Raw genomic sequence first — 11,727 nt, 5'->3', positions numbered from 1 at the left:
AACAATAGTATTATAAAAAAATCCGACTACTTTTAAGTAGTCGGATTTTCAGTTTATATTAATCCAGCGCGCTTTAACAAAGCGTCTGCTGTTGGTTTATAACCTCTAAATTCTTCGTACAGTTTCATCGGTTCTACAGTTCCACCAGATGATAAAAGTTTATAGAATTTTTGAGCTGTTTCTGGATTGAAAATTCCAGTTTCTTGGAAAAATGCAAAGGCATCTGCATCCAAAACTTCGGCCCATTTATATGAATAATAACCAGATGAATATCCACCTTGAAAAATATGTGAGAAGGATGTACTCATCATATTTTTATCAATTTCTGGATACAACTCTGTTCGTTTAAAAGTTTCTTTTTCAAATTGTTGTAAATCATTAATTTCAGCCAAATCATTCGCATGATAAGCCATATCCAATAATCCAAAACTCAATTGACGAACAGTTTGATAACCTTCCATAAAACTTGAAGAAGCTTTTACTTTTTCAATTAATTCTTGCGGAATAATTTCTCCTGTTTGATAATGTTTTGCAAATAATTTTAAAGCTTCTGGTTCGTAACAAAAGTTTTCGTAAAATTGAGAGGGTAATTCAACAAAATCCCAATAAACATTTGTTCCAGAAAGACTTTCGTACGTTGTATTTGGTAACATTCCGTGTAGCGCATGACCAAATTCGTGGAACAATGTTGTCACTTCCTGAAATGTCAATAATGACGGCGTGTCTTTCGTTGGTTTTGTAAAATTACAAACAATCGAAATGTGCGGACGTTTGGTGTTTCCATTCACATTAGAAGCATCTCTATAACTTGTCATCCAAGCACCAGGGCGTTTTCCTGCGCGCGGGAAAAAGTCTGCATACAATAAACTTAAGAACGCACCATTTTTATCTAGAACTTCATAAGTTGTTACTTCATCGTTGTATTTATCAATTTTATGAATTTCTTTAAATGTAATTCCATACAATTTTGTTGCGACATCAAAAGCTCCTTGAATCACATTTTCTAACTGAAAATAAGGTTTCAATTCTTCGTCAGAAAGACTGAATTTTTTCTGTTTTAATTTTTCAGCATAATACGCATGATCCCAACGTTGCAATGTTTCAATCCCATCAGTTTCTTTTGCAAATGCAGTTAATTCCTCAATTTCTTTTTCTGCAAACGGTTTTGCTTTCGTTAATAAATCATTCAAGAAATCTAAAACAGTCGTTGGTGTTTTTGCCATACGTTCTTCCAAAACATAATCAGCATGCGTTTTATAACCTAATATTTTAGCACGTTCGTGACGAAGTTTTACGATATTTTTGACATTTTCTTCGTTGTTAAATTCATTATTTTGATAGGCTTTTACTCCATTTGCTCTAAATAATTTTTCTCTTAATTCACGATTTTCTGCGTATTGCATAAACGGAATATAGCTTGGTGCTTGTAAGGTAATCAACCAACCTTCGTGATTTTTTTGTTCAGCATCAGCTTTTGCTTGATCAATAGCATATTGAGGCAAACCTTTCAAATCATTTTCATCTGTAATAATCAATTCGTATGCATTAGTTTCAGCCAAAACATTTTGTCCAAATTGCAAAGAAAGCATAGCCAATTGCTTGTCTATTTCACGTAATTTATTTTTGTCTTCTTCGTTCAAATTTGCCCCATTTCTTGAAAAACCTTTGTATTTTTTTTCTAATAAATAAGCTTGTTCATCTGTTAAATTCAACGAATCCTTTTGATTATAAACGACTTTAATTCGTTCAAATAAATCTTGATTTAAGCGAACATCATTTCCAAATTCAGATAATAAAGGGGAAACTTCTTGCGCAATTTCTTGAATTTCATCATTCGTTTCAGCAGAATTAAGGTTGAAGAAAATAGAAGAAATACGTCCTAATTTTTCACCCGAAAGTTCCATTGCTTCAATTGTATTTGCAAAAGTTGGCGCTTCAGGATTCGCGGTAATTGCATCTATTTCTGCTTTTGCTTCTTCAATTGCTTGGATAAAAGCAGGTTTGTAATCTTCATTTTTAATTTTAGAAAAAGGAGCACCTTCAAAAGGTGTTTCAAATTTTTCTAATAACGGATTTACCATTTATAGTGTATTTTTTTAGTTAAAATATATTTGTTTAAACTCTTTCAAATTCTAATCCAAATGTAAGAAATCTGACAAATCGTCAAATTTAATGTGTGATTAATTTGGAGTTATTTACATTTGTTTTAAAAGTAATCAATTATGAGTGTAGCCTTAATATTCAATCAAAAACCAACAGAAGAATGGCAAAGAAATTTACAAGAATTATTCCCAGATACGAAAGTTGAAGTTTATCCAAATATCTCAAATCCAGAAGATGTAGAATTTATTGCAACTTGGAAACCACACAAAAATTATATGGCTGAATTTCCAAATCTAAAAGTTGTGCAATCAGTTGGAGCTGGAATTGACCATTTGTTGCATACCAAAATTCCAGATTCAATAAAGGTAACACGTATTGTTGATCCTGCTTTGAAGCAAGAAATGTTTGAGCATGTTTTGGCTTGTGTTATGACTTCAATGAAAAATCTATTGACGTATTATAAAGATCAAGTTCGTAAAGAGTGGAAGCCTACTATTTATCAAAATATCAAGGAAACAACTATTACTATTTTAGGATTAGGTGAAATCGGAAAGTTAGTAGCAGAGCAATTTGTTGCGTTAGGTTTTCAAGTCAAAGGTTGGTCGAATTCGCCAAAAAATATAAATGGAGTAGAATCTTTTTCTGGAAAAGAAGGCTTGAATGCTGCGATTTCTAAAACTAATTTTATTGTCAATATTTTGCCTTTGACAGATGATACAGAAGGTATTTTGAATAAAGACTTTTTTAAAGAATGTTCAGATCATACAGTTTTGGTGAATGTTGGTCGTGGAGCACATTTGGTCGAAAAGGATTTATTAATTGCAATCGAAGAAAAACAAATAAAAGAGGCTTATTTAGATGTTTTTGTAGAAGAACCTTTACCTGAAAATCACCCTTTTTGGACGAATGAAAATATTTATGTAACACCTCATATTGCGAGTGTTACAAATGCAACAACTGCTCTAAAACAAGTTGCAGATAACTATAACAGAATGAAAAATAACGAAGCTTTATTGAATGAAGTTTCATTAGAAAGAGGTTATTAGATATACCAAAATGACGTAAGATTTTGTTAAAAAGACGCATTTATGTTTTTACTTGTCAAAAAAATCTTTTAACATTGTATTTGAAAAAATAAAAGCTAAAAATGAGTGATTATATTCAACTTTATTCAATTGATAATATTTTAAGAACTTACAAAGAAGAAGCAACTGATCGTCGGTTAGCAATCTTTGACGTAGGTCCTGAGAACAATTATTATTTTGTAAAACGAAAACCTTATAAGTTTACGTCGCTTGGGTTGATTTTAATCACAGCAGGAACATGTGAAATCACGGTGAATTTAGAACCAACATTAATCAAACGTGACGATATTATTGTGGTTCTTCCAGGTCAGTTGTTCGAGATTATAGAGCATTCGGCTGATTTTGCTGTTCAAGCAATCTTCATTGATTCAGATCTGATTATTGAAGCTGGTTTTCACGTGAAATCCAATAATTTAGTAGAATTTTTATCGTCCAAATATCCTAAAATCATTTCTTTAGATAAAAAGATTGTACGTGATATGCGCTACAATCTGAATAAGATTAGTAAATATACCATCAAGAATGAAAATATCTTTGCAAAAGATTTGGTTTTACATCACTTTTCAGTGTTGATGTATGAGATGGGAAATTACTACAACCAAGCTGTAACGGCAAAAAGTACAACGAAAGAAGTCAGAAAGGAGGAATTGGCTAAGCAGTTTTTGTATTTAGTTTCAACTCATTTTCGTCGTCAGCGTAATGTACAGTTTTATGCAGATGAAATGTTTATTAGTCGTAAGCATTTAACCAAAATTATTGTCGAAGTCTTTAATAAATCACCTAAACAAATCATTGCCGAAGCCATTGTATTAGAGGCAAAAGTCTTGCTAAAGAACCCAAAATATAGTGTTTCTGATGTTGTGACAGAATTAAATTTTATAGACACTTCCGTTTTTAGTAAATTTTTCAAAAATTATGCAGGTGTTTCACCTACAACTTTCATCGCTTCTAACTAATAATTGATGTAAATCAATGTAAATGTGAAAGTTTTCTAAAAACGTCTTTTTGGCATATTATTACGTTTATTTCGCTAACTAATTTGTTAAATTGGATAGACCTTTGTTGCTCAAATTTTTATTGATGCGTCTTTTAGGAGATAATTGATACATGAAATTTGAATGAAAAGAATTTTATGGTGGTAGATTTTACAAAAAAAATATTTGCACATATTTCAGCAATCGGTGGTTATGTGCCAGAAAATAAACGAACTAATTCCGATTTAGAAAAGATTACAGACACTTCTGATGAATGGATTGTAAAAAGAACGGGAATTAAAGAACGTCGTATTTTAGAGGAAGGTTTAGCGACATCTGATATGGCGGTCAGTGCAATTCAGAATTTAATTGAAACATACAAAAAAGACATCAAAGATGTTGATGCCTTGATTGTAGCGACTTCTACACCAGATATGTTGATGCCTGCTACAGCAAATATTGTATGCGAAAAGTTAGGAATAGAGAATGTTTGGGCATTTGATATGAATGCAGCTTGTTCTGGATTTTTATATGCGTTGGACATGGGAGCTTCGTTGATTGAAAGCAGACGTTACAAAAATGTTTTGGTGATTGGTGCTGATAAAATCAGTGCGTATGTAGACATCAAAGATCGTTCGACAAATATTTTGTTTGGAGATGGAGCTGGAGTAGTTTGGTTAGAGCCTACAAATGAAGAAGGAATTTTGGATGCTTTGTTACAGAGTAATGGAACTGGAAAAGAATTCTTGAATATAGAAGGAGGTGGTTCTTTGTATCCAGCGAGTTCACAGTTGTTGGTTGATGAGAAGCGTTACATTAGACAAGATGGAAAAATTGTATTCAAAAATGCAATTCAATCAATGAGTGATACGTGTGTCAATGTTTTGAAACGCAATGATTTTTCTGTAGAAGATGTAAATTGGTTGGTTCCGCATCAAGCGAATAAACGAATTATTGACGCTGTTGGTAATGAAATTAATATTGAAGAAGGTAAAACTTTAATCAATATTGAGAATTACGGAAACACAATTGCAGCGACAATTCCGTTATGTATTTGGGAAAATACAGCAAAATTAAAGAAAGGAGATTTATTGATGTTGACAGCCTTTGGAGCAGGTTTCTCTTGGGGAGCAAGCTTATTGCGTTGGACAATTTAATCAATAAAAATCATATATTTTTGTTCATAAAGAACGGCAAGAAATTGTCGTTCTTTTTTATTGTAAACTATTAAATTCTTCACCACACTTCTTGCATTTGAACACGTTTTTGTAGTAAATTGGGTAAACCCAAAATATGATAGAAGATAATAAAGAAAGTAAACCTTTTCCACCTTTCATTGACTTGTAATTGCTGTAATACTCATTACTTCCACACTTAGGGCAAACAAGAATTTCATCCAAATCATTGGTATAATTTGAAGTATCAATTTCTTCTAAAACTTTCATAGCACGATCAGTATCTTCTTTCTTAATTTTTACTTTCACGCCACCAATGGCATTCGACAAAAACTGATTCATCCCAACCGAATGTTCATCAATAACAAAAGCATCAATTTGTTCACTCTCTAATTTTGAACGTAAAATATGTGCTTCAATAGGGCTTTCAAATGTTTTTAATGTAATAAGTTCCATACTAATTGTGTTAAAAATTCAATTCAATATCCGATATAAAATTAGTTCTTTTTATCTTAATGTTTTAAATTTTTTAGTAGATGAAAAATGTAATTCAATGTTTATTTTTAATTGTATTGATGATGAATACGACACATGCGCAAAACCTAAAACAAGTTGCTTACAAAGATGGCTTACAAAAATTGAATGGTTTAGTAACCGATAATACAACAAAGAAAAGTCCAGGAGTTTTGATTTTACCTGCATGGAAAGGAGCTGATAACGAAGCAAAACAAGCTGCAATAGATTTAGCAAAAGAAGGTTATATTGCGTTTGTTGCAGATATTTATGGAGAAGGAAGCAATCCGAAAGATAATGCGGAAGCGGCTAAAATAGCAGGAAAATACAAGTCTGATTTTGCAGCTTATCAAAAACGAATTGATTTGGCGTTGAAAGAGTTAATCAAAGCTGGTGCAGATCCAAGCAAAATTGCTGTAATTGGTTATTGTTTTGGAGGAACAGGCGCATTAGAAGCTGCTCGTGCGCAATTACCTATTGTTGGCGTTGTTTCTATTCATGGTGGATTAGCAAAAGATTTGGCTCGAAAAAATATCCCTCTTAAAACAAAAGTTTTAGTAGAACATCCAGCTGATGACGAATCTGTAAAACCTGAAGATATTTCGAATTTGGTACTTGAAATGAACGAAGGAAAAACAGATTGGCAAATGATTACTTACGCAAATTCAAAACATACATTTACCAATCCAGAATCACCAGATTACAATAAAGTAATGGCAGATAGAGCGTGGCAACATACATTATTGTTTTTAAAAGAAGTATTGAAATAAAACCATTAATTCGAGTGAAATTATTTTTAGAATTTTGTATCGAGAATAAGGTTTTAGAAGATAAAATTCATCTTAATTCTCGATACAATTTTAAAAAAAACATAATAAGAAATCTACTGAATAAACAACTGGATCATTTCATACCAAAAAGCAGCTGTAAAAAAGCCTATAATAATACTGATTCCAATAATCAAATTGGTTAGTTTGGTGTTGAGTTTAAATTGTTCCGCAATAATACTCGATGTTACTAATGTAGGCATTGCAGCTTCAAAAATAGAGATTTTAGCCACATCACCTTTTATCCCAATTACGATGGCTAAAAGCATTACAACTGCAGGCGCTATCATTAATTTGTAAACCATAGACATCGAAATTTGTGACCATAATTTTCTCCAACCATTAAACTTTAATTGCAGTCCAACTGAAAATAAAGCCAACGGACCTACAGTTGCAGCTAATTTATCGAAGAATGGTTCGGCAGGAGATAAGTCGATAAATTGAGATAAAATCAATGCACTGATACAACCCAAAAATGGAGGGAAAGTAAATAATCTTTTCAAGATAAATTTAGAATCTATTGCTCCAGATCCATTACTTCCTCCTTTTAATGCAGAAACTATTCCGATGGTTGATAAGCACAAAAACATGGTTTGATCACAAATAATCGCAATACTTAAATATTTTTCTCCATAAAATGCTGAGATCAAAGGGAAACCAATAAAAGAGGTATTGCTATAGCCGCTTGCCAATTCCAATGTTCTTCTCGAACGCTCCGAATAGCCTTTTGCTTTGCTGTAGAATTTCATGTAAAATAAACTTCCAACGGCTATAATGACAGTAGAAAAGATAGGAAATAACATTTCTTGCGACCATTCTACTTTTGGTAAATACTTAAACGAGACTGCTGGTAAAGCTAGATATAAAATCCATGTATTGATCCCTTTATGTGCATCAGGATTTATAGATTTTGTTGCTTTAAACACCATTCCGGCGATAATGCAGACTGCGATTAATATAAAATTTACCATTTTTTAGATATTTAGAATGCAAAGTTACAATCCCATTTTTTTTTACCCTAAAGATATCACTTTTTATTCAATGCTTATTTTTTATAAAATGGCAAGAATAGATATATTTAATTTATTATTATCTAAAATTACTTTTGAATAATGATTTTCATTTTCCAAAATAGCTGTAAATGGAGCAGGAATTATTGTATCAGTTGTAGGAAACTAAGTTGTTTTAATAAAATAATTTAGTAATAATATTTTCCCTTCATCTGAGCCATTAGTACCAAAAGTATCAAAATCTCCTTTTCAGAATTTAGATGTTGTTTTCTATTATAATATATGATTAGTTGCTTCAATATAAGTTGTAGGTAAACCAATTTCAGAAATTCCAAAAATAGAATGTTGATCAAATTCTGCTTAGTTCTCATAAGCTAAATATATTCTTCATTCGATTTTACAAAAGTTAATCTTGTCCAACCAACTTGTAAACTAAACTGATTATCGGTTTCTTCAATTAACTCAAAAGCTAGAATAGTTGTATAAAATGATTTCGTTTTTTCTAAATCATTTGTAAACAATTGTAATTCTTATATTTTCATTCTGCGATTTTTTATAAAAGTAAACCAACTAAACAGAAGAAAACATCAAGACGAATTGATTTAATTAATTGCGCTATAAGTAAATTATTTCCTTCAATTAGTTATTATTCTTTTCTTTCAAAAAACCTTTTTCTTGACACAAAATTCTTACAGAATTTCACTCGAAATGACGGTTTTTTCATATAAAAAAGGTAGAATTATACTACTGATTTCTATATCAAAATAAACATCTATTTCTATGTCTCTATGTGGTCATTTATTCAAAAGTTGAGACAAATTATATCTTTATTTTATTCTCATCATAGTTACCAAAGAAGTAGCCACATACGTTTCTTTGTTCGTTGTTTCGTCAACCACAAAAATCTCTGTGCGTATGGTGCTTATCTTTTTTCCGCCTTTTATCACATAGGCTTTTGATAGTAAATAATCACCCAAAGCAGGTCGTAAATAATTCACCTTTAACTCAACTGTTACCACATAACAATCGTCGTCATAGTGAGAAACAGCAGCATAACCAGATGAAACATCAACCAAAGAAGCAATCATAGCACCATTAAACATTCCGTGTTTACGTGTCATCATTTCTTGTTTTGGAATCTTAATCGAAACATAGTCCGTTTCGCATTCGATAAGTGATGCGTTATAAAATTTTAAGGTTTCTGAACGATTAAAACTTACCTCTACTAATTCTCTTTTTTCTGGCGTCATATAAAATTGCTTTCAACAAATATAGAGATTTGTCGAAAGCAATTTCAGTTATGCAGTTACGTTATTCAAGTTTTCTTCTTTGATAATCGTATTTTGATGCGACAAAATTACTTTATCCAAACCGCGGTAATAATTCCCTTTGTCAACAGTAATCAATAAATTATTTTTCGGAATTTTATTGATAATCTTATTGTTCGGGAAATGTTGTTTCGAGTTTTTGAAGGTAATAAATACATCATCTTCAGTTAGATTTTTGACATCATCTTCCGAAATAATATCAATCAATTCATAAGGTAAATAAAGTTGATCGAAGATATAATGAAACGTTTTAAGGCGTTTTCCGTTCAATTCTTTGCTATGTTGCAAAAAGTTTCTCAATCTATGTACAACAGCGTAGAAATTACCTACCAAAGGCGGTTTGGGAATATTACGCTCGAACAAGCAACCATCAATCAAACTAAGCGGAAGTTTGATATTCAATTCATCTGTTTTTACATTGTATAGATGGCGATAATCCAAACCTCTTTTCTTGAATTCTTCGATAATATGATCTTTTAGCGCAGGAACTTTAATAGGCAATTGTTGATTGATAAAATCGACCAATTTTTCATCTGATATAGGAGCTAAATTAAGCTCAGAAATGTTTTGTGACATACAATAAATAGTTAAAATAAAACAATTATTGTATTTCGATAATAGGGGATTTTTCGTTGTTTTTGGATGAACTCCCGTATTGTTTTACCACCGTGGAGACTCCTCTCGGTTGGTATCGTTTTCTACGATTCGAAATACGGTGTAAAACTACATAAAAAATTGAATATGTAGTAATCTTTTCTAATAATTTTATTTTAAAATGATCACTTAGAATTTTATTCTAAATTGGATATTGTTTCGATAATAAAGTTTTGAATAATTGCTTGATTTGTTTTTTTATATTCTACCATATAGATACATCGTAATACTAGTTCATTTATTCATTTTCCAATTTATCTCTATTCATTAACATTGTTAAACCTATGTCTCTATGTGGTTATAAATTTTATGTTCTGAATTAGATGCGACCATGAAACGAGTTTAGGGTGACGACTTCGCTATTAAAAATCAAGATTTAGAAAATTTTACAAATAATTAAGATAAATTTAATTGTTTGCCGAAAATTATTTTATACATTTGAGTAACAAAGTAATTAAAAAATGAAGTTTACGTGCTTATATATGTCGATTCGCAAACAGGTTTGGAATATCCAGACGTGGGAAAGTCATGTATACTAAAAAGAGATTTTATTTTTTAATATATTTTAGGTTTCCCCGTCGAGTTTCGATGGGGATTTTTTTTGAACAAAAACAACAATTACCCATATAAAATTAAAAACAATGCAAAGTTTACAACAATTAACGATCCCAGTTTGGCCCTTAGAGGACAACACAATCTTAAACAATGTTTCGGTAACATTTCAACTTTTTGGACTTCCATTAGGAACAGCTCCAGTCATTTTGATTAACCATTCCTTACACGGAGATTCAGATTGTACCTATCATTGGGATGGGGTCATGGGAAAAAACAAAGCAATTGATCTTAATGAGTATACGGTAATCTGTATAGATATTCCTGGAAATGGCGTTTCCCAAACCATAAAGTACGACTATATACCACGCGATCACATTACAGCACGCGATGTAGCGGTGTTGTTTTGGTTGACGTTATTTGAATTGGAAGTAGACGAGATTTTTGCCATTATTGGTGCAGACTTAGGCGGAGGATTAGCGTGGGAAATGGCATGTTTGTTCCCGAATAAGGTGCTGAATATTATTCCGATAGCAGCAAGTCTTAAAACAACAGATTGGTTGGTAAAAGAGCCAACAGCTAAAAGCGAATACCTGAAATCTATTTTCTATTCGATAGATATATCACGCAATAGAGGCGATATATTGCAAGTTTCGCAATACATCAAATCAAAAATACATGTGATTTATGTAAAGAATGGAAACTTGTTCAACAAAGCAGAATTAAAACGTTATTACGCCAAACTGCAAGAGTTTAACAAACATGTGCAGTTCCACGAAATAGAACAAATAGAAGATAACGAATTACTAAAAGCAAACATCGATAAGGTTGAAAAAATAGTAGATGGTATCCTCGAAAAAGAATATATCAATAACGTTGCATAAAAACTAAAGCTCCTGCAAGGGAGCTTTTTGTATTTGTGGTATAGGTGTATTTTGTCTGAAATATTGAGTTGTGCAACAGTTACCGATGTTGTACGCAGTTTTTTATTCACAATTTTTAAGCGATAATAAAAGATACTTTCCGAGAGTTTCCGAATCAGCATCAAACAATTTGATTTGTTTCTCAGTAATTTCGCTGTAGCCTTTTTTATCTCCGCTAGTTCCTCCATTTAGAGTTGGTGTAAAAGTAAATTCATTATTTTGCAGAGTAACTTGAACTAATTTTGAATTTTTCATTTGCTTCCGTATTGAATTTTTCTTTGTTATTTTTTTGTAGTTTTCATACATAGTTGTAAAATCAACCTTTTTTTCAGTCACCCTTTTTGATAAATTCAGGTGTTGCAATATCAATTCGCCAATTTGTTTTTCAGATATGTTTTTGTCGCGGAAAGTAATGATATCAGTTCTTTTGCATAATCCTGTTTCAATCTTGTAGTAAGTTTCAAAGCAGTAGTTTTCAGAATACTCAATTACTGAAATTAGTTTGCGTTCTTCGGTTTTTTTCTTAAATAAATTCTTAAACACGCTGTCTATAAAATTGCACATAACGGTTTGGGTATTGCCG

At 31.5% G+C, this 11,727-nt stretch carries 12 protein-coding genes and 1 riboswitch; of the genes, 5 read left to right on the top strand and 7 right to left on the bottom strand.

The window, feature by feature from the left end; all coding sequences use genetic code 11:
• Nucleotides 1–53: 53 nt before the first annotated feature.
• Nucleotides 54–2,081 (bottom strand): M3 family metallopeptidase, encoded by a 2,028-nt coding sequence (locus tag B4E95_RS07445; protein WP_291090950.1) that lies wholly within the window; start codon nt 2,079–2,081, stop codon nt 54–56.
• A 141-nt stretch (nt 2,082–2,222) separates the two neighbouring features.
• Between B4E95_RS07445 and B4E95_RS07440 the strand changes: the two genes are divergently transcribed.
• From B4E95_RS07440 to B4E95_RS07430, 3 genes are all read left to right on the top strand, one after another.
• On the top strand, nt 2,223–3,149 hold the full coding sequence (locus tag B4E95_RS07440) for a 2-hydroxyacid dehydrogenase (RefSeq protein WP_291090948.1): 927 nt from the start codon (nt 2,223–2,225) through the stop codon (nt 3,147–3,149).
• A 101-nt stretch (nt 3,150–3,250) separates the two neighbouring features.
• Nucleotides 3,251–4,144 carry a helix-turn-helix domain-containing protein gene (locus B4E95_RS07435; protein ID WP_291090946.1) on the top strand — a complete coding sequence of 298 codons (894 nt, stop codon included), beginning with the start codon at nt 3,251–3,253 and terminating at the stop codon, nt 4,142–4,144.
• Nucleotides 4,145–4,320: 176 nt separating this feature from the next.
• On the top strand, nt 4,321–5,319 hold the full coding sequence (locus B4E95_RS07430; protein ID WP_291090944.1) for a beta-ketoacyl-ACP synthase III: 999 nt from the start codon (nt 4,321–4,323) through the stop codon (nt 5,317–5,319).
• A gap of 57 nt (nt 5,320–5,376) precedes the next feature.
• Here B4E95_RS07430 and B4E95_RS07425 read toward each other — a convergent pair whose 3' ends face one another.
• Nucleotides 5,377–5,793, bottom strand: a complete 417-nt coding sequence (locus B4E95_RS07425; RefSeq protein ID WP_291090942.1) for a DUF2007 domain-containing protein — start codon at nt 5,791–5,793, stop codon at nt 5,377–5,379.
• 80 nt (nt 5,794–5,873) lie between these two features.
• On the opposite strand from B4E95_RS07425, the gene B4E95_RS07420 reads away from it, so the two are divergent.
• Nucleotides 5,874–6,620, top strand: a complete 747-nt coding sequence (locus tag B4E95_RS07420; protein WP_286496350.1) for a dienelactone hydrolase family protein — start codon at nt 5,874–5,876, stop codon at nt 6,618–6,620.
• Nucleotides 6,621–6,733: 113 nt separating this feature from the next.
• Here B4E95_RS07420 and B4E95_RS07415 read toward each other — a convergent pair whose 3' ends face one another.
• The 4 genes from B4E95_RS07415 to B4E95_RS07400 form a co-directional block, all read right to left on the bottom strand.
• Entirely contained in the window at nt 6,734–7,648 is a 915-nt protein-coding gene (locus B4E95_RS07415) for an AEC family transporter (RefSeq protein ID WP_291090940.1), read from the bottom strand.
• Between the two features lie 413 nt (nt 7,649–8,061).
• Nucleotides 8,062–8,208, bottom strand: coding sequence for a VOC family protein (locus B4E95_RS07410; RefSeq protein ID WP_286484377.1), 147 nt, complete (start codon nt 8,206–8,208; stop codon nt 8,062–8,064).
• Between the two features lie 306 nt (nt 8,209–8,514).
• Nucleotides 8,515–8,937, bottom strand: coding sequence for a PaaI family thioesterase (locus tag B4E95_RS07405; RefSeq protein WP_291090938.1), 423 nt, complete (start codon nt 8,935–8,937; stop codon nt 8,515–8,517).
• Between the two features lie 48 nt (nt 8,938–8,985).
• Complete coding sequence (locus B4E95_RS07400; RefSeq protein WP_286496351.1) at nt 8,986–9,591, bottom strand: hypothetical protein; 606 nt, start codon at nt 9,589–9,591, stop codon at nt 8,986–8,988.
• A gap of 48 nt (nt 9,592–9,639) precedes the next feature.
• Nucleotides 9,640–9,734: riboswitch (SAM-I-IV-variant riboswitch) on the bottom strand.
• A gap of 576 nt (nt 9,735–10,310) precedes the next feature.
• On the opposite strand from B4E95_RS07400, the gene B4E95_RS07395 reads away from it, so the two are divergent.
• Entirely contained in the window at nt 10,311–11,105 is a 795-nt protein-coding gene (locus B4E95_RS07395) for an alpha/beta fold hydrolase (RefSeq protein WP_286496352.1), read from the top strand.
• Between the two features lie 102 nt (nt 11,106–11,207).
• Here B4E95_RS07395 and B4E95_RS07390 read toward each other — a convergent pair.
• A partial coding sequence (locus tag B4E95_RS07390; protein WP_291090936.1) for a hypothetical protein occupies nt 11,208–11,727 on the bottom strand: 520 nt, incomplete at its 5' end.

The sequence above is a fragment of the Empedobacter sp. UBA7494 genome (assembly GCF_002478465.1).
GTDB lineage: Bacteria > Bacteroidota > Bacteroidia > Flavobacteriales > Weeksellaceae > Empedobacter > Empedobacter falsenii_B.
Note: the sequence above shows the minus strand (reverse complement) of the source record. Positions and strands in the feature narration are given on the sequence as shown.

Bases quoted from the DNA above. Each gene is read 5' to 3' on its own strand.
- B4E95_RS07445 (WP_291090950.1), bottom strand. From the start codon at position 2,081: ATGGTAAATCCGTTATTAGAAAAATTTGAAACACCTTTTGAAGGTGCT.
- B4E95_RS07420 (WP_286496350.1), top strand. From the start codon at position 5,874: ATGAAAAATGTAATTCAATGTTTATTTTTAATTGTATTGATGATGAAT.
- B4E95_RS07405 (WP_291090938.1), bottom strand. From the start codon at position 8,937: ATGACGCCAGAAAAAAGAGAATTAGTAGAGGTAAGTTTTAATCGTTCA.
- B4E95_RS07425 (WP_291090942.1), bottom strand. From the start codon at position 5,793: ATGGAACTTATTACATTAAAAACATTTGAAAGCCCTATTGAAGCACAT.
- B4E95_RS07415 (WP_291090940.1), bottom strand. From the start codon at position 7,648: ATGGTAAATTTTATATTAATCGCAGTCTGCATTATCGCCGGAATGGTG.
- B4E95_RS07400 (WP_286496351.1), bottom strand. From the start codon at position 9,591: ATGTCACAAAACATTTCTGAGCTTAATTTAGCTCCTATATCAGATGAA.
- B4E95_RS07395 (WP_286496352.1), top strand. From the start codon at position 10,311: ATGCAAAGTTTACAACAATTAACGATCCCAGTTTGGCCCTTAGAGGAC.
- B4E95_RS07440 (WP_291090948.1), top strand. From the start codon at position 2,223: ATGAGTGTAGCCTTAATATTCAATCAAAAACCAACAGAAGAATGGCAA.
- B4E95_RS07435 (WP_291090946.1), top strand. From the start codon at position 3,251: ATGAGTGATTATATTCAACTTTATTCAATTGATAATATTTTAAGAACT.
- B4E95_RS07430 (WP_291090944.1), top strand. From the start codon at position 4,321: ATGGTGGTAGATTTTACAAAAAAAATATTTGCACATATTTCAGCAATC.